At 66.4% G+C, this 17,374-nt stretch carries 16 protein-coding genes; 8 read left to right on the top strand and 8 right to left on the bottom strand.

The genetic code is table 11. From position 1 onward, the window contains the following. Positions 1–284 precede the first annotated feature (284 nt). The gene (locus AC3WLC_RS31130; RefSeq protein WP_493687771.1) at positions 285–1,121 is read left to right on the top strand and encodes an outer-membrane lipoprotein carrier protein LolA; all 837 of its coding nucleotides are present in this window, start codon (positions 285–287) and stop codon (positions 1,119–1,121) included. Positions 1,122–1,366: 245 nt separating this feature from the next. Next, the gene (gene xth, locus AC3WLC_RS31135) at positions 1,367–2,182 is read left to right on the top strand and encodes an exodeoxyribonuclease III (RefSeq protein ID WP_493687772.1); all 816 of its coding nucleotides are present in this window, start codon (positions 1,367–1,369) and stop codon (positions 2,180–2,182) included. A gap of 104 nt (positions 2,183–2,286) precedes the next feature. On the opposite strand, the gene AC3WLC_RS31140 is transcribed toward xth, so the two are convergent. Continuing rightward, positions 2,287–2,751 (bottom strand): cyclic nucleotide-binding domain-containing protein, encoded by a 465-nt coding sequence (locus AC3WLC_RS31140; RefSeq protein ID WP_493687773.1) that lies wholly within the window; start codon positions 2,749–2,751, stop codon positions 2,287–2,289. 6 nt (positions 2,752–2,757) lie between these two features. Continuing rightward, positions 2,758–3,444, bottom strand: coding sequence for a response regulator transcription factor (locus tag AC3WLC_RS31145; protein ID WP_291679548.1), 687 nt, complete (start codon positions 3,442–3,444; stop codon positions 2,758–2,760). A gap of 195 nt (positions 3,445–3,639) precedes the next feature. Between AC3WLC_RS31145 and AC3WLC_RS31150 the strand changes: the two genes are divergently transcribed. The 3 genes from AC3WLC_RS31150 to AC3WLC_RS31160 all read left to right on the top strand — a co-directional run bounded on the left by AC3WLC_RS31150 (position 3,640) and on the right by AC3WLC_RS31160 (position 6,609). After that, entirely contained in the window at positions 3,640–4,194 is a 555-nt protein-coding gene (locus AC3WLC_RS31150) for a L,D-transpeptidase family protein (RefSeq protein ID WP_493687774.1), read from the top strand. A 131-nt stretch (positions 4,195–4,325) separates the two neighbouring features. Continuing rightward, a complete protein-coding gene (locus tag AC3WLC_RS31155; RefSeq protein ID WP_493687775.1) occupies positions 4,326–4,703 on the top strand; it encodes a VOC family protein in 378 nt (125 codons plus the stop codon). 136 nt (positions 4,704–4,839) lie between these two features. Beyond that, positions 4,840–6,609, top strand: coding sequence for a sensor domain-containing diguanylate cyclase (locus tag AC3WLC_RS31160; protein ID WP_493687776.1), 1,770 nt, complete (start codon positions 4,840–4,842; stop codon positions 6,607–6,609). 9 nt (positions 6,610–6,618) lie between these two features. Here the strand turns inward: AC3WLC_RS31160 and AC3WLC_RS31165 are convergent, their stop codons facing one another. Then, positions 6,619–7,284 (bottom strand): YggS family pyridoxal phosphate-dependent enzyme, encoded by a 666-nt coding sequence (locus AC3WLC_RS31165; RefSeq protein ID WP_493687777.1) that lies wholly within the window; start codon positions 7,282–7,284, stop codon positions 6,619–6,621. 115 nt (positions 7,285–7,399) lie between these two features. Here AC3WLC_RS31165 and leuS point away from each other — a divergent pair, with 115 nt between their 5' ends. Genes leuS through holA form a run of 3 tightly spaced genes read left to right on the top strand, consistent with a single transcriptional unit; the run spans position 7,400 to position 11,586 of the window. After that, entirely contained in the window at positions 7,400–10,024 is a 2,625-nt protein-coding gene (leuS, locus tag AC3WLC_RS31170) for a leucine--tRNA ligase (RefSeq protein ID WP_493687778.1), read from the top strand. Beyond that, entirely contained in the window at positions 10,011–10,556 is a 546-nt protein-coding gene (locus AC3WLC_RS31175) for a hypothetical protein (protein WP_493687779.1), read from the top strand. The genes leuS and AC3WLC_RS31175 overlap by 14 nt, the downstream gene beginning before the upstream one ends. 4 nt (positions 10,557–10,560) lie before the next feature. After that, a complete protein-coding gene (holA, locus tag AC3WLC_RS31180) occupies positions 10,561–11,586 on the top strand; it encodes a DNA polymerase III subunit delta (protein WP_493687780.1) in 1,026 nt (341 codons plus the stop codon). Between the two features lie 119 nt (positions 11,587–11,705). Here holA and AC3WLC_RS31185 read toward each other — a convergent pair whose 3' ends face one another. Genes AC3WLC_RS31185 through mnmE form a run of 5 tightly spaced genes read right to left on the bottom strand, consistent with a single transcriptional unit; the run spans position 11,706 to position 17,349 of the window. Continuing rightward, on the bottom strand, positions 11,706–12,590 hold the full coding sequence (locus AC3WLC_RS31185; RefSeq protein WP_493687781.1) for a ParB/RepB/Spo0J family partition protein: 885 nt from the start codon (positions 12,588–12,590) through the stop codon (positions 11,706–11,708). 30 nt (positions 12,591–12,620) lie between these two features. After that, positions 12,621–13,448, bottom strand: a complete 828-nt coding sequence (locus tag AC3WLC_RS31190; protein WP_493687782.1) for a ParA family protein — start codon at positions 13,446–13,448, stop codon at positions 12,621–12,623. Further along, positions 13,448–14,119 carry a 16S rRNA (guanine(527)-N(7))-methyltransferase RsmG gene (gene rsmG, locus AC3WLC_RS31195; RefSeq protein WP_493687783.1) on the bottom strand — a complete coding sequence of 224 codons (672 nt, stop codon included), beginning with the start codon at positions 14,117–14,119 and terminating at the stop codon, positions 13,448–13,450. The genes AC3WLC_RS31190 and rsmG overlap by 1 nt, the downstream gene beginning before the upstream one ends. After that, complete coding sequence (gene mnmG / locus AC3WLC_RS31200) at positions 14,106–15,998, bottom strand: tRNA uridine-5-carboxymethylaminomethyl(34) synthesis enzyme MnmG (RefSeq protein ID WP_493687784.1); 1,893 nt, start codon at positions 15,996–15,998, stop codon at positions 14,106–14,108. The genes rsmG and mnmG overlap by 14 nt, the downstream gene beginning before the upstream one ends. A gap of 46 nt (positions 15,999–16,044) precedes the next feature. Further along, entirely contained in the window at positions 16,045–17,349 is a 1,305-nt protein-coding gene (gene mnmE / locus AC3WLC_RS31205; protein WP_493687803.1) for a tRNA uridine-5-carboxymethylaminomethyl(34) synthesis GTPase MnmE, read from the bottom strand. Positions 17,350–17,374 lie beyond the last annotated feature (25 nt).

The following is a 17,374-nucleotide window of genomic DNA, read 5'->3' on the forward strand; positions in this document are numbered from 1 at the left end:
CGTCGGCCCCGCCAACCACGCCGGAAAACGCGAGATCCTCGTCGAGACCGGAAGGGCAAGGGAAGACGAAGAGTGAGAGCCATTCCAGCAAAAGTGCGCAGCGGTTTTGCGTCCGGAATTGCGTAGAGACCAAGGCCCGGTGCGGCCAAGTGGCGCGAAACCGGTCCTGAAAATGCCATCAGCCCGGTGCAACCTCATCGCGAATTGACGCGTTGAACCCTTGCCAGCCCGCCTGGGCGGCACGATATCCCGCCAGAAGGCCGCCAACCGGACTGAAGAGCTCCATGACCCATCTTTCGCCCATGCCAGCCCTCGCAGCCGCCGCCCTGGCGCTCGCGCTGGCGTCGGGCCAGGTCAGTGCCCAGCCGCTCGACATCAAGCCCTCGGCCCAGCCGCCGGCGCCGCGCACGGCACAGCGGGCGATCCCGCTGCCGCCGATCCGCCCGCCGGGCCTGGGCATGCCGCGCAGCGATGCCACGGAGACGGCTGCGGCTGCCCCTGCCGCCCATGCTCCTACGCCGGTGGTCACCGCCACCAACGAGCCGCGCGCAGCCTCCCCCGTCCGTTCGTCCAAGCCGAGCGCCCCGCTGTCGAAGGCCGAGGCCGTCGAGCGGCTGAACGCCTATTTCAACGGCTTCACGACCTTGCAGGGCGACTTCATCCAGTTCGCTGCCGACGGACGCCGGTTCGAGGGCAAGCTCTATGTCCTGCGCCCCGGCAAAATGCGCTTCGAGTATCGTCCGCCGGTGACGATGGAGGTCGTCGCCGACGGCACCTCCGTCGCGATCCGCGATCGCAAGCTCGCGACCCAGGACCTCTATTCGATCGGCCAGACGCCGCTGAAATTCCTGCTCAAGGAGCAGATCAGCCTTGAACGCGACACCACCGTCACCGGCGTCAGCACCAAGGGCGACATCCTCTCGCTCAAGCTCGAGGATCGCTCGACGCTGGGCGGGACCTCGAAGATCACCTTGAACTTCGACCTCACCGCCAACGAGCTCAGGCAATGGGTGGTGATCGACCCGCAGGGCTACGAGACCTCGGTCTCGCTCTATAATCTCGACACCCAGCGCCGGCCCGACCAGAAGAACTTCGTGATCGACTACCAGCGCGTGCTCTGAGCGCTACCGCGCTCCTCCGTCTTTCCGGGACTTCGCGGAGCGAAGGGCCCGGAATCCGTAACCGATGGCGGTTCCGGACGAAGCGGCTCGCACCAGCCTCGTTCCGAAAGCGACTGCGGCTCTGGATTCCGGGCTCAGGCCTGCGGCCTACCCCGGAATGACGGGATGGGATAGCAGGAAGCCTTGCTTTTCTGGACCTGACGACCCAGTTTCCGGCTTCCCTTTCCGGCCGGATGTCCCCTTTCGTGCAGCTCTCCGTCACCACCTGGAACATCAACTCGGTGCGCCTGCGCATCGGGATGGTCACCGAGTTCCTGAAGGCTCACCAGCCCGACATCCTCTGCCTGCAGGAGACCAAGACACCGGACGAGCAGTTCCCGGCCAAGGCCTTCACGGAGGCCGGCTATGTCCACCAGGCCTTCATCGGCAACAAGGGCTATAACGGCGTCGCCATCGTCTCGAAGCTGCCCTTCTCCGAGAAGGAGGCGATGGCGATGTGCGAACGCAACGACGCTCGCCACATGACCGTCGTGCTCGACCAAGGCGCCGGCGCCGCAGCCGGCATTGCCATCCATAACTTCTATATCCCGGCCGGCGGCGACATTGCCGATCCCGAGGCCAATCCGAAATTCGCCCACAAGCTGCAATTCCTCGACGCCATCGGCGCATGGGGCGTCGCCCGCAACCCGTCGGGGCGGCCAAGCATCCTGGTCGGCGACCTCAATATCGCTCCCTATGAGCACGATGTCTGGAGCCACAAGCAGCTGCTCGACGTCGTCAGCCACACGCCGATCGAGACCACGACGCTGGAGAGGCTGCGCAGCGAGCTCGGCTGGACCGACGCTGCCCGCACGCTCCGGCCCGAGCCCGAGAAGCTCTACAGCTGGTGGAGCTACCGCGCCGCCGACTGGCAGGCCTCGAACCGCGGCCGCCGGCTCGACCATATCTGGCTCTCGGATGCGCTGAAGCCGACGCTGCGCGACCTCACCTTCCTGAGTGAGGCACGCGGCTGGGAGCGGCCTTCGGACCATGTTCCGGTGACGGTGCAGCTGGAGCTGTGAACAGCTCCGTCATTGCGAGCGAAGCGAAGCAATCCAGGGAGACGTAGAGCTCTGCCGCTTCTGGATTGCTTCGTCGCTGACGCTCCTCGCAATGACGGTAACCGTCAGCGCAGATCGATCGCCCTGAGCGCCGTCCCGACCGCAGCCAGCTCGCTGTTGAACGCATGCAGCCGCTCTGCGACTGCCGCTGCGATCGCCTGCGCCGAATCCGGCGATTCGCCAAGCACCCGCCGCATCACGCTGCGCGCCAGGCGCATCACCTGGGTCGGCTCGCGCGCGATCGCCGTCACCGGCCGCTCCAGCGCCGTGAACAGCGCAAGCTCGCCGAGCAGCGCGCCCGGCCCGACGACCTCGTCCGCCGGCCGGCCATCATCCTCGCGCTTCAGCGCCACCGCGCCGGAGATCACGAGGAAAGCCCCGTCCGAGCCCTCGCCGCGCCGGAACAGCACGTCTCCGGCCCGCAGGGCCCTCGTCTCGGCGGCGAAGGCGAGCAGTCGCAGCGCATCGCGATCCATCAGGCCCAGCAGCGGCTGACGGGCCAGCAGCGCGATGTCGTCGTTGAGCGACATTCAGGGCTACGGATTCAGCCGGTAGCCACCGGCGTCGGTGACAAGCAGGCGCGCATTGGCGGGGTCCGGCTCGATCTTCTGGCGCAGGCGGTAGATATGGGTCTCGAGCGTGTGCGTCGTGACCTGCGAATTATAGCCCCAGACCTCCTGCAGCAGCGTCTCGCGCGCGATTGGCTTTCGGCCGGCACGATAGAGGAAGCGCAGGATCGCCGTCTCCTTCTCGGTGAGCTTGGTCTTCGAGCCCTTGGCGCTGACCAGCAGCTTTGAGCCTGGGTGGAAGGTGTACGGGCCAACTTGAAAAATGGCGTCCTCGCTCGCCTCGTATTGCCTTAAGTGCGCACGAATGCGCGCCAGCAGCACGGCGAACTTGAACGGCTTGACCACATAGTCATTGGCGCCGGCTTCCAGCCCGAGCACGGTGTCGGCGTCCGAACCCTGCCCGGTCAACATCACCACGGGGCCCTTGAAGCCGTTCTTGCGCATCAGCTTCACCGCCTCGCGGCCATCCATGTCGGGCAGGCCGACATCCATGACCACGAGATCGATGCGTTCGGCCTGCACGGCCTTCAGGCTCGCCGTCGCATTCGACGCCGTCGACACCTTGAATTCGTCGTAGAGCGCGAGCTGCTCGGCGAGCGCGTCGCGCAGCATCTGGTCGTCGTCGACCAGCAGGATATGGTGAGTTGCAGACATGAAGGCGAGTCAGCCCGTTTGCGTTGGCGCAATAGTAGAGCATGTTCGGCAGAAGTGGGAGCCACCTTTGCGAACGGCTCATGCTCCAACATATTGAGTTGAGCGCGGATTCTGACTGGACGGCGCAAGCCGGTCAAACGGAAAGCACACTGGACGACGGCAAACGGACGGCAGATCACGCAAGATGGATGGCCTGTGAGAAAACGTGATGATGGTGCCGCGGCGGGCCGGCGGCTGACGAAACTGGTGGTGGTGCGCTCGGTGCATGATCGCCGCAAGGGCTTCCTGATCGCCGGTTCCGCCGCCTTTCCCTGCGCGCTCGGCCGCTCCGGCATCATCGTCGCCAAGCGCGAAGGTGATGGCGGCACGCCGCGGGCGACGCTGCCGCTGCGCCGCGTCTTCTACCGGGCCGATCGGCTGCCGCGACCTTCCAGCCTGCTGCCGATCCGCGCCATCTCGCCGCGCGACGCCTGGTGCGACGACCAGGCCGACCGGCGCTACAACCGCCTGATCGATCGCCCGCCCGGCGAAGCCGAGGAGCGGCTCGCCCGCGCCGACAATCTCTACGACGTCATCGTCGAGCTCGGCTGGAACGATGCTCCCGTCCGGCGCGGCCGCGGCAGCGCGATCTTCTGGCACCTCGCCCGACCGGGATTTACCCCGACGGCCGGCTGCGTCGCCGTCACCGGCGACATTTTCGGCAAGGTCCTGCCCAGGCTGGCGCGACGCTGCGCGATCATCGTGCGCTAAGGGCTTGCAAGCCGGTCAGGGCCGGGGATACTGGCGCGGAGCACCGTCTCGCCGATCGATATCAGGAGCGCCGGATTTGAGCGGGCACCGCCCCGTTCAAGTCAGGCCACCTCCCAGCAAGAGACTGTGCCATGACTGATTCGCCTATGACCGAGATCGGCTTCGGCCGCGTCGCCGCGATGTTCCCCGTCAAGGACATGGAACGCGCCTGTGCCTTCTATCTCGGCGTGCTCGGCTTCACCAAGACCTTCGAGAACGGCCAGCCGGTCGGCTTTGTGATCCTCAAGAAGGGCGAGGCCGAAATCCATCTGACCCTGCAGAAGGACCACAAGGCCGCGCCCTTCAACATCGCCCACATGATGGTCGATGATGTCGATGCCTTCCACGAGCTCTGCCAGCGCCACGGCTTGCGCATCGTCAAGGGCCTGCGCGACAAGGACTACGGCCTGCGCGCCTTCGTCTTCGAGGACCCGGACGGCAACCGCATCGACGTCGGCCAGCCGATCTAGGCGTCGCACCACGACGAAGCACATTCGCATTGTACGATTCACCTGGCGCAAACCATCGCTTTCGACGGTTTTCGCCCGTTAACAGACGGTTTGGTCGAACCGACGATCCTCTCCGGCGGTCTTGCCGGAGGGGATCATGCAAACGCGCCTGTCACTGGTCGGTCTCGCCGACCGCCTGACATTGCGGCAGCTGACGGCAGCCATGGCCGGCCTGCTCTGCATCATCGTCGTCGCCGTATCGGCCGCCGGCGCCGCCTGGCTCGCCCGCCGGGACGCCGTGCGCGAAGCCAATCTCGAGCTGGTCGCGCTGGCCCGCACCATGTCGGACCGGCTCGACCAGAACATGTTCGAGCGCTACCGCGAGATCGGTAACCTGGCGCGCATGGAGCCGCTGCGCGGTCTCTGGCAGGACAATCCGGCCCGGACGCGGGCCGTGCTCATGCAATTGCAGGAAGGCCTGAGCGACTATGCCTGGCTCGGCCTCGCCGAGCCCAGCGGCATTGTCCGCGCCGCGACCCGCGGCATGCTCGAAGGCGTCTCGGTCGCGCAGCGGCCCTGGTTCATCAACGGCTTCGCCGGCCCCACGGTGGAGGACGTCCATGACGCCAAGCTGCTCGATGGCCTCCTGCGGAAGAGCCCCGACGAGGCGCCCTTCCGCTTTGTCGACGTCGCCATGCCGGTCTTCGGTCCGACGGGTGCCAAGGTCGGCGTCCTCGGCGCCCATCTGAGCTGGAACTGGGCCGGTAATCTGCGTGACAATGTCCTGCGCAACCACGACCCGGCGCTCGCCTCTGAGCTCTGGGTCGTCGGGCGCGACGGCACGGTGCTGCTCGGCCCCAAGGACGCCAAACCGTTCGATGGCGCGCAGATCGCCTCTGCCCGCCACGGCATCTCCTTCGTCGATCGCTCCGGCGATCAGGCGATGCTGACGGCGCTCGTCCAGACCAAGGGCCAGGACGATTATCCAGGGCTAGGCTGGGTCGTCGCCGCGCGCCGCCCGGTCGATGTCGCCCTCGCTCCGGCCAACCGACTCGCCGCCATCATCGCCCTGCTCGGCCTCGCCGTCGCCGCCGTCGGCGCCGCCCTGGCCTGGTTCTTCGCGGGAACCGTGACGGGCCCGCTGACGCGGCTCTGCCGCTCGGTCGACCTCATCGGCCGCGATCCCGGCGCCGCCGGCATCGAGCGCCAGCACGGCTCGCGCGACATCCTCCAGCTCTCCGCCGCCCTGCGCTCGCTGCTGCGCCGGCTGGGGACCGCCGAGAGAGGCGCCCGTGACGCCGAGGCAACCATCCGCGACGTCCAGGCCAGGGCCGACAAGCAGGCGCGCGAGGCTGAGGAGAAGACCCGCCGCCTCGGCTCGGACCTGCACACCCTGCAGATCCTCGCCGACACCGACCCGCTCACCAGCCTACTCAATCGCCGCGCCTTCCTGCCCTTCGCCGAGGACGCGATGAATTACTACAAGCGCTACCGGCGCAATCTCGGCGTGCTGATGTTCGACATCGACCATTTCAAGCGGATCAACGACACCTTCGGCCACGCTGCCGGCGACGAGGTCATCCGCGCTGTCGCCAAGATCATCGCCGGCCAGATCCGCACGACCGACAAGGTCGCCCGTTTCGGCGGTGAGGAATTCGTCGTGCTGCTACGGGAAACCGATGCGCAGGGCGCCGAGAACCTGGCCAACCGTATCCGCGAATCGGTCGGCGCGACCGTGGTGACGCAGGGGCTCGCCCAGATCGACCTCACCATCAGCGTCGGCGCCGCGATCGTCGGCGAGCAGGACCGCGACATCGAGGACGTGATCGAGCGGGCCGACAAGGCGCTCTATGCGGCGAAGTCTTCAGGTCGCAACCGGGTCGTCCTGGCGGAGGCCGAGCGAACTCCCACCCCGGCCTCGACCTGAACGGTTCCCTCAGCCTCGCGCGCCAAAGATCGCGCTGCCGACCCTGACATGGGTGGCACCGAGCTGGATCGCCGCCTCGTAGTCGGCGCTCATCCCCATCGACAGGATCGCCAGGCCATTGCGCTTGGCGATCTTGCCGAGCAGGGCGAAATGCGGCGAGGGCGGATCCTCGGCCGGGGGAATGCACATCAGCCCCGCGATGGCGAGGCTGTAACGGCTCCGGCACAGCTCCAGGAAGGCGTCGGCCTCGCCCGGCAGCACGCCGCCCTTCTGCGGCTCGGCGCCGGTGTTGACCTGGACGATCAGCTCAGGCGCCTTGCCGGCGCGCTCGATCTCGCGCGCCAGTTCCTTGGCGAGGCTCTCGCGGTCGAGCGACTGGATCACGTCGAACAGCGCCACAGCGTCGCGCGCCTTGTTCGACTGCAGCGGTCCGATCATGTGCAGCCGGCCTTTCGGGAAGCGCTCGCGCAGCGGCGGCCACTTCTCCTTGGCCTCCTGGACATAGTTCTCGCCGAAATCGATCTGGCCGGCTTCCAGCACCGGCACGATCATCTCGGCCGGCTTGGTCTTGGAGACCGCGATCAGCGTCACCGCCTCCGGCTTGCGGCCGAAATCGCGTGCGGCACGGGCGATCGCGTCCCGCGTTTCCTGAAGTCTCGCCACGACATCCGACATTTCGACCCGTCCCTGCCTCGTGCGCCCCTGCCAAGCCGTTCCGAACATTGACCCGGGGGCTGCGATGGTGTCCTAGTCCGGCCCAGTCCGCTCACGCAAGAACGACACGATCAGCATGGCCGTCGAACGCTACAATCCGAAGGAAGCCGAACCGAAATGGCGCCAGGTCTGGAATGAGCGCAAGCTCTTCGAGACCCGCAACGACGATACGCGGCCGCCCTACTACGTGCTCGAGATGTTCCCCTATCCGTCGGGGCGCATTCATATGGGCCATGTCCGCAACTATGCGATGGGCGACGTTGTCGCGCGCTACAAGCGCGCCAAGGGTTTTTCGGTGCTCCACCCGATGGGCTGGGACGCTTTCGGCCTGCCGGCCGAGAACGCCGCCAAGGCCAACAAGGTCCACCCACGCGATTGGACCTACGCCAATATCGCGACGATGCGCGGCCAGCTGCAGTCCATGGGCCTGTCGCTCGACTGGAGCCGCGAGCTCGCCACCTGCGACGCCAGCTACTACAAGCACCAGCAGAAGCTCTTCCTCGACTTTCTGAAGGCCGGGCTGGTCGACCGCAAGACCGCCAAGGTCAACTGGGACCCGGTCGACGAGACCGTGCTCGCCAATGAGCAGGTCATCGACGGCCGCGGCTGGCGCTCGGGCGCTCCCGTCGAGATCCGCGAGCTGACGCAGTGGTTCTTCAAGATCACCGCCTTCGGCGAGGAGCTGAACGATGCGCTGGAAGGCCTGACCCGCTGGCCGGACAAGGTCCGGCTGATGCAGAAGAACTGGATCGGCCGCTCGGAAGGCCTGCTGGTTCGTTTCGCTCTCGAATCGAATGCGCTGGGCCAGAGCGAGGTCGAGGTCTACACAACCCGTCCCGACACACTGTTCGGCGCCAAGTTCCTGGCGGTCGCTCCCGATCACCCGCTGGCCAAGGCCGCTGCCGAAACGAATCCGGCGCTGCAGGACTTCATTGCCGAGTGCAAGAAGACCGGCACGGCCCAGGAGAACATCGACAAGGCCGAGAAGCAGGGCTTCGACACCGGCCTGCGCGCCGCCCATCCCTTTGATCCCACATGGACTTTGCCGGTCTATGTCGCAAACTTCATCCTGATGGAATACGGCACCGGTGCGATCTTCGGCTGCCCGGCGCATGACCAGCGCGACCTCGACTTCGTCAACAAATATGGCCTCGGCAATACCCCGGTGGTCTGCCCGGAAGGCACGGATCCCGCGAGCTTCGTCATCACCGACACCGCCTATGATGGCGAGGGGCGGATGATCAATTCGCGCTTCCTCGACGGCATGACCATTCCGGAGGCGAAAGAAGAGGTCGCCAAGCGCTTGGAAGCCGAAACCCTCGGCAACCGCCCTGTCGCCCAGCGCAAGGTCAATTTCCGCCTGCGCGACTGGGGTATCTCGCGCCAGCGCTACTGGGGCTGCCCGATCCCCATCGTCCATTGCGGGGATTGCGGCGTCGTGCCGGTGCCGGAGCAGGACCTGCCGGTCAAGCTCCCCGACGACGTCTCCTTCGACAAGCCAGGCAACCCGCTCGACCATCACCCGAGCTGGAAGCATGTCGCCTGCCCGCAATGCGGCAAGCCGGCCCGGCGCGAAACCGACACCATGGACACCTTCGTCGATTCGTCCTGGTACTTCGCCCGCTTCACCGATCCCTGGCGGACGGACAGCCCGACCGATCGCAAGGCTGTCGACCGCTTCCTGCCGGTCGACCAGTATATCGGCGGCGTCGAGCACGCGATCCTGCACCTGCTCTATTCGCGCTTCTTCACCCGCGCGATGAAGGCGACCGGCCATACCGGGCTGGACGAGCCCTTCGACGGCATGTTCACGCAGGGCATGGTCGTGCACGAGACCTACCGGGCGCAGGACGGCGCCTGGGTCGAGCCCGGCAATGTCCGGATCGAGACGGTCGGCAATGAGCGCCGCGGCTTCGACGTCGAGACCGGCGCTCCGATCGAGATCGGCCCGATCGAGAAGATGTCGAAGTCGAAGAAGAACGTCGTCGACCCCGACGACATCATCGCTTCCTACGGCGCCGACACCGCCCGCTGGTTCATGCTCTCGGATTCGCCGCCCGACCGCGACGTGATCTGGAGCGACGAAGGCGTGCAGGGCGCCGCCCGCTTCGTGCAGCGGCTCTGGCGCCTGGTCGCCGAGATCGGCGAGCGCACCGGCGGCCAGCCGGCACGCCCCGCAAGCTTCTCGGAGCCGGCGCTCACCTTGCGCAAGGCTAGCCACCGGGCCTTGCATGCTGTCGGCGCCGATATCGAGCGGCTCGCCTTCAATCGCTGCGTCGCCCATGTCTACACCCTGGCCAACGCCATCGGCAAAGCGCTTGATGCTGCCGCCGAGTCGGCGGATATCCCTGCCGACATGGCGTTCGCACTGCATGAATCCGCCATGATCGCCACGCAGCTTGTGGCTCCGGTGATGCCGCATCTCGCCGAGGAGTGCTGGCAGGCGCTGAAGCTTCCGGGCCTCGCCGGCGAAGCCTCCTGGCCGCAGGCGGAAACGGATTTGTTACAGGATGACAGCAAGATCCTGCCGGTGCAGGTCAACGGCAAGAAGCGGGCGGAGGTGACGGTGCCTGCCGATGCCGATACCGTGGCCGTCGAGGCGATTGTACGCGCCTCCGAGGCTGTCGCCAGGGCTCTGGAGAACCGGCCGATCCGCAAGGTGATCGTGGTGCCGGGGAGGATCGTGAATGTCGTCGTCTGAGACCGGCACCATGACGCGCCGTCGTCCGCTGGCGCTCGTAGCTGCCCTCGGCCTCGCCGCGCTCGCTGGCGGCTGCTTCCAGCCGCTCTATGGCGAGGGCACGGTCAGCAAGGTCGGCGGCAATGTCCGCAATGCCATGCTCGGCATCGAGGTGCCGGAGATCAAGGGCTTGGTCGGGCACTATCTGCGCAATGAGCTCGTTTTCGAGTTCGACGGCGGCGGCGAGCCCGATCGGCAGAAGATCCTGAGACTCGCTGCGACGACGCGGGAGACGCTCGAGGTCATCACCGTCGATTACGCCAATGGCCGCGCCGATTCGGCCATCCTGGTCGCGACCGTCGACTGGCAGCTGATCCGGGTCGGCTCGAACGAGGTCGTGGCCTCCGGCCAGAGCGTCGTCCGGGCGCCTTATGAGCGCTCGCAACAGCGTTTTGCCTCGCTTCGTGCCGCACGGGATGCGCAAGTTCGCGCCGCCAAGGAGCTCGCCCAGCTGATCAAGGCCCGCGTCGCCATAGCGCTCGTCGCCGGCTGAGCCGATGGCGACGATCAAGGCGCATGAGGCGGATCGCGCGCTTGCGCGCCCCGATCCAGCCTGGCGCCTGTTCCTGTTCTATGGCCCCGATGCCGGGTTGATCTCAGAGCGAGCCGCAGCCCTGGCCCGTGGCAGCGTCGACGACCCGCAGGACGCCTTCCAGCTGATTCGCATGGATGGCGACGACATCGCCTCGGATCCGCTGAAGCTGGTCGACGAGGCCAACACGATCGGCCTGTTCGGCGGCCGCCGCGCGATCCGGGTGTCGCCGACCTCGCGCCCACTCGTCGCAGCCGTCGAACCCTTGCTGGCGACCCCCTCGCAGGACGCGATCGTCATCATCGAGGCCGGCGATCTCCAGAAGACGAACCCGTTGCGCACCGCCTGCGAGCGCGCCAGATCGGCGCTCGCGGTGCCTTGCTATGGCGATGCCGCCCGTGACCTCGGCACCATCGTCGACGAGATGGCCCGCGCCGCCGGCAAGAGCATCGACCGGACCACGCGCGACCTTTTGACCAGCCTGCTTGGCGGCGACCGCCAGACCTCGCGCCAGGAGATCGACAAGCTGATCCTCTATGCCGGCAGCGACGCGGCATTGACGGCAGCTCATGTCGAGGCCGTGGTCGGCGATACCGCCCAGCGCGAGCAGGCAGGCGTGGTCGACGCCGTCTTCGCCGGCCGCCTGCCGAGCCTCGACCTCGCCCTCGCTAAGCTTGCCGGCGAAGGGCTCGATCAGGGCGTTCTGCTCGGCGCAGTTCTCCGCCACACGCTCGCACTGCTCAAGGCGAAGCTTGCCATCGAAGGCGGCAAGCCGCCGCGCGAGGCTGTCGGCGCCATGCGCCTGCCCTATCCGCGCATCGCCGCGGCGGAAGCCGCACTCAACACCTGGTCGGCGGCAAAGCTGCGCGATGCCGTGACGATCCTGGGAACGGCGATGCTAGCCGTGCGCCGCGACGGCGACATGGGCAAGCCTATCGCCGCCCGCGCGCTCTGGACGCTCAGCCGCATGGGCGGCAGGAGCCGCAGCTAGGCTTTTCCGGATCTGGCTTTGAAATTATCGTCGACGCATACGTAAAAGCGGTCCAGAACTCCAGGCTCTGGACCGCTATCGCTCGCGATCGTGATGAGCGCAAGTACAGCTGAAGACGATTAGGCCTTCAGCCGGCGGCAGAGCGCGTCGAGCTGCTCCAACGTCTTGTAGTTGATCTTCATTTCGCCGCCGCCGCTGGCACGATGCTGGATCGAGACGCTGAGACCGAGCGCCTCCTCCAGCGCTTTCTCGACCGCGCGCGTATCGGGATCCTTCTCCGGCTTCGGCGCTGCGGCAGCCCGCACCGGCCTGTTCTCGCTACGCGCCTCGTCCTGGCCGAGCCGCTCGATGTCGCGGACCGTAAGTCCCTGCTCGACAATGCGTTTCGCGACCTGTTCCGGGTCCGAAACAGCAAGCAGGGCACGAGCATGGCCGGCCGAGACGGCGCCCTCGCCGACCATGCGCTTGACCGGCTCGGGCAGCTTGCTCAGGCGCAGCGTGTTCGCCACATGCGAGCGGCTCTTGCCGATCACCTTGGCGAGGTCGTTCTGGGTGTAGTCGAACTCGGCGATCAGCCGCTCATAACCGGCCGCCTCTTCCATCGCGTTGAGATCGGCGCGCTGGACGTTCTCGACGATGGCGATTTCAAGCGCCTCCCGATCATTGGCCTCGACCAGGATGACCGGGACGTCATGCAGCTCGGCCCGCTGCGCCGCCCGCCAACGCCGTTCGCCTGCGATGATCTCATAGGCGTCGATCATGCCCGGGATCGAGCGCACGATGATCGGCTGAAGGATGCCGCGCTCGCGCACCGAAGCAGCAAGGTCCTCGAGATCGGACTCCGCGAAGGCCTTGCGCGGATTGCGCGCATTCGGACGCAGGAATTCGACAGGCACCTTGCGCTGTCCGCGCGCCCGCTCGATCGCGCCGATCTCCTCGCCGACATCGCCGATCAGCGCAGCCAGACCCCGGCCAAGACGCGAGCGCCCCTGTTCCTCGACCATTGCCATACCTCTTGAACCTTCTTCTTCCGATCAGGCGGCGCGCAGCGTGCGCTCGCGCTTGATCACCTCCGAGGCCAGCTTCAGATAGGCCTGCGAACCCGCGCAGCGCAGATCGTAGAGCAGCGCCGGCTTGCCATAGGACGGCGCCTCGGAGATCCGCACATTGCGTGGAATCACAGTGTCATAGACCTTGTCGCCGAGAAAATGGCGGACATCGGCCATGACCTGGCCGGAGAGGTTGTTGCGCGGGTCGTACATGGTCAGCACCACGCCCTGGATGATCAGGCGCGGATTGAGACCGGCACGGACCTGCTCGACCGTCTTGAGCAGCTGGCTGAGGCCCTCCAGCGCAAAGAACTCGCATTGCAGCGGCACCAGCACCGCATCGGCCGCCGTCATTGCGTTGATGGTGATCAGGCTGAGCGAGGGCGGGCAATCGATCAGGATATAGGTCAGGTCGTTGCAGCGCTGATCGTGGACCAGCTCGTCGATCGCTTTCTTCAACCGCAGCGCGCGGTCCTTGGCGCTGGCGATCTCGAGCTCGACACCGAGAAGGTCGAGCGTCGATGGCGCCAGGGACAAATTGGGAACGGCCGTTGCCTGCATCGCCATGCCCAGGCCAATATCGCCGCAGAGCACGTCATAGGTCGAAGCCTTGCGGCTCTTGCGATCGACGCCGAGCCCGGTCGAGGCATTGCCTTGCGGATCGAGATCGATGATCAGCACCTTCTCGCCGATAGCGGCGAGGGCGGTGCCTAGATTGATCGCGGTCGTGGTCTTGCCGACCCCGCCCTTCTGATTGGCGAGCGCGAGCACGCGCGGCCGCGCGGGAATGGAGATAGGACGAGAATCGGTCATCAATCCGCCCGTTTCTCGGCGCCACCGATCACCAGGATAGCGGCCGCCGAATCCGTCAAGGATGGAAACGTTGTGGCCTGAATCTTCCAATATTTAGCCGCGGCGGTCAATTCCGCCTCTAGATGTTGTCCCTTGGGAAAGACTCCCGTCACCCCGGTTCTCAACAGCTCTTTGCACCAGTCGAGCAGCAAGGGCAGCGGCGCCAGCGCCCGCGCCGTCACGGCCTCGACTTTGCCGACAAAGCCGTCGACGACATCCTCGATACGGGCGTTGTGAACCGTGACCGGCGAGCCGGTTAGCCGCGCGGCATGGCGCAGGAAGGCGCATTTGCGGGCATTGCTCTCGACCAGGTCGATATGCCCGCCCAATTCCGCCAACCGAATGCCGAGCACGAGACCGGGAAAGCCGCCGCCCGAGCCGAGATCGAGCCAGCGCCGTGACTGCGGCGCATGGTCGAGCAATTGCAGGGAATCCGCGACATGCCGGGTCCAGACGGCGTCCAGCGTCGCGCCCGAGACCAGGTTCTTCGCCTGCTGCCAGCGCTTGAGCTCCGCCACCAGAATGGCGAGGCGCTCCTGTGTTTCACGTGAAACAGGCGTCAAGCGAAAAGCGTGGAGGCGGTCAGAGTTATCCGCCTTATCAACAGAACTCACAGGGTCATGCCTCTGCATCCGCCATGCGCGTGGCCTGATGCTTACGCGCATGCGCGGCCAGCAAGGTCAAGGCCGCCGGCGTCATGCCCTCGATCCGGCCCGCCTGAGCCAGATTGCTCGGCCAGCTCGCGCGCAGTTTCAACTGCAGCTCATTCGACAGGCCGGAGATACCGTCGAGATCGAGATCAGTGGGCAGCACCAGCGCCTGGTCCCGTTGATAGGATTCGATCTCGGCCGCCTGCCGGTCGAGATAAACCGCATAGGTCGCATCCGCTGCGACCCGTGCCCGCACCGGCTCGGAAAACCCGGCAAGATCGGGCCAAACCCGGAACAGGGCCTCGAAGTCGACGGTGGGATAGGAGAGGATCTGAAACGCCGAGCGCCTGATTCCATCACGATTGAGCTCCAACCCGGCCGCCGCCGCTTCATTCGGTGAGAGCATCCGTTCGCGTAAGAATTCGGTAAGCTTAACGATCTCTGACTGCCGGCGCTCGAAACGTTCCCGGCGAGCGCTGCCGACAGCTCCAAGCTCGATGCCGAGCCTTGTCAGGCGTTCATCGGCATTGTCGACCCGCAGCGACAGCCGAAACTCGGCACGCGAGGTGAACATCCGATACGGCTCCGTAACGCCGCGCGTCACCAGATCATCAACCATCACGCCGATGTAGGATTGCGTCCGGTCGAGGCTGACCGGCTCGCTGCCGCCGGCGCGGCGTGCTGCATTGAGGCCCGCGAGCAGACCTTGCGCGGCCGCTTCCTCATAGCCGGTCGTGCCGTTGATCTGGCCGGCGAGGAAGAGGCCTGCGATCGCCCGCGTCTCCAGCGTCGGCTTCAGCGCGCGCGGATCGACATAGTCGTATTCGATCGCATAGCCGGGCCGCAGCATCACGGCGCGTTCCAGCCCCGGGATCGTCTTCAGCAGGCCGAGCTGGACGTCCTCTGGCAATGAGGTCGAGATCCCGTTCGGATAGACGGTGGGGTCGTCCAGACCTTCGGGCTCAAGGAAGATCTGGTGGCCGTCGCGATCGCCGAAGCGGCCGACTTTGTCCTCGATCGACGGGCAGTAGCGCGGTCCGCGCCCCTCGATCTGGCCGGAGAACATCGGTGCTCGATGCAGGTTGGCACGGATCAGCTCGTGGGTCGCCAGCGTCGTTCGGGTCACGCCGCAGCTGATCTGCGGCGTGGTGATCGCCTCGGTCATCGCCGAGAACGGCTCCGGCGGCTCATCACCCGGCTGCATCTCCAGGCTGGGCCAGTCGATCGTGCGGCCGTCGAGGCGCGGCGGCGTCCCTGTCTTCAGCCGGCCAAGCGGAAAGCCGTGGCGCTCCAGCGTGGCCGACAGGCCCAGCGAGGGCGCTTCGCCGACCCGGCCGGCGGGGATCTTCTTTTCGCCGATATGGATCAGGCCGCGCAGAAACGTGCCGGTGGTGAGCACGACCGTTCCGCAAGCGAATCGACGGCCATCTGCCAACACGACGCCGGCGACCTCGCCAGCGACGATCTCCAGGTCGAACGCCTCGCCCTCGATCAGGCTTAGGCCATCCTGGCCAGCAAGTGCGGCCTGCACGGCCTCGCGGTAGAGCTTGCGGTCGGCCTGAGCCCGCGGTCCACGCACCGCCGGCCCCTTGCGCCGGTTGAGCATGCGGAACTGGATGCCGCCCTGATCGGCGCAGCGCGCCATGATGCCGTCGAGCGCATCGATCTCGCGGACGAGGTGGCCCTTGCCGAGCCCGCCGATCGCGGGGTTGCACGACATCGCGCCGACGGTGGCGATCTGCTGGGTGATCAGGGCTGTGCGGGCGCCGGCACGCGCAGCCGCTGCCGCAGCTTCCGCCCCGGCATGACCGCCGCCCACCACGACGATATCGTAGTGCTGGTTCGCCTGTGCATTCGACATAAGCAATTCGCTAGCCAAGCCCGGCCGCGAGGTCAATGAAAACCGCCTATTTGCCGATGCAGAAGCCGGAGAACAGGCTATCGAGCACATCCTCGACATCGACCTTGCCGATCAGCCGCTCCAGCGCCCGGACTGCGAGGCGCAACTCCTCCGCAATCAGCTCGGGCTGCTCCTGCGGGAGCAGAGCGGCGCGCTCGATCGCAGCCGCCGCGTCAGCCACCGCGACACGCTGGCGCTCACGCGTGACCAGCGCAGGCTCTGCCTGACCGAGCTTGCCGAGCCGAGACGCGATGAGCTCGATCAGCTCCGGTAGTCCCGCTCCGGTAACGGCGGACACACCGACTTCATCAAGGCAAGCACTACCACCGAGGTCGATTTTCGTCGCGACAGCGATCTCGGTAGTGCCGATATCACTTCGTTCCGGCTCCGAATCGGGCGAGCGCAGGCGCAGGACCAGATCGGCATGGGCCGCTTTCTGGCGGGCACGTCGCACGCCTTCAGCCTCGATCTCGTCAGAGCTCTCGCGCAAGCCGGCCGTATCGACCAGCACGACGGGAATACCGCCCAGATCCAGCCTGACCTCGATGGCATCACGGGTCGTACCGGGGATCGGCGAGACGATCGCGACGTCGCGTCGCGCCAGCGCATTGAGCAGGCTCGACTTGCCGGCATTGGGCGGCCCGGCGAGAACAACGATGAAGCCCTCGCGAACCCGCTCGCCCCCTGCGAAACTACCGAGGGCTACCCGCAGACTAGCGAGCACGCCCTGCGCCCCGGCAATCGCCTCGGCGATCAGCGGGCCGCCGACATCTCCCTCATCGGAAAAGTCGATCTCGGCCTCGAGCAGGACCATCGCTTTGATCAGCGCGCTGCGCCATTCGGCAGCGGCCTGGCCCAAAGCCCCTTCCATCTGCCGCAGTGCTTGCCTGCGCTGCCATTCCGTTTCCGAATCAATCAAGTCGGCAAGGCCCTCCACCGCGGCGAGATCAAGCTTGCCGGCTTCGAAGGCGCGCCGGGTGAACTCGCCGGCTTCCGCCAGGCGCAGGCCGGGCAGGGCCGTGAGGACCGAGAGCAGCCGCGCCAGCACCGCGCGCGAGCCATGAATGTGGAACTCGGCGACATCTTCGCCGGTGAAGCTCGCGGGCGCTGGAAAGAACAGGACGAGACCGTGATCGATGATCGCCCCATCAGGATCACGCAACGGACGATAAGTCGCCTTGCGCGCCTCGGGCATCGACCCGGCAATCGTTTCGACAACGAATCGGACGCGTTCGCCGGACACCCGGATCACCGCGACGCCGGCGCGTCCGGCACCGGAGGACAGCGCCACAATCGTCGGATAGGCTTTCACCGCTCGATACCGCCAGGGCTGGAGT

It is taken from the genome of Allobosea sp. GW821-FHT03A12 (assembly GCF_058986765.1).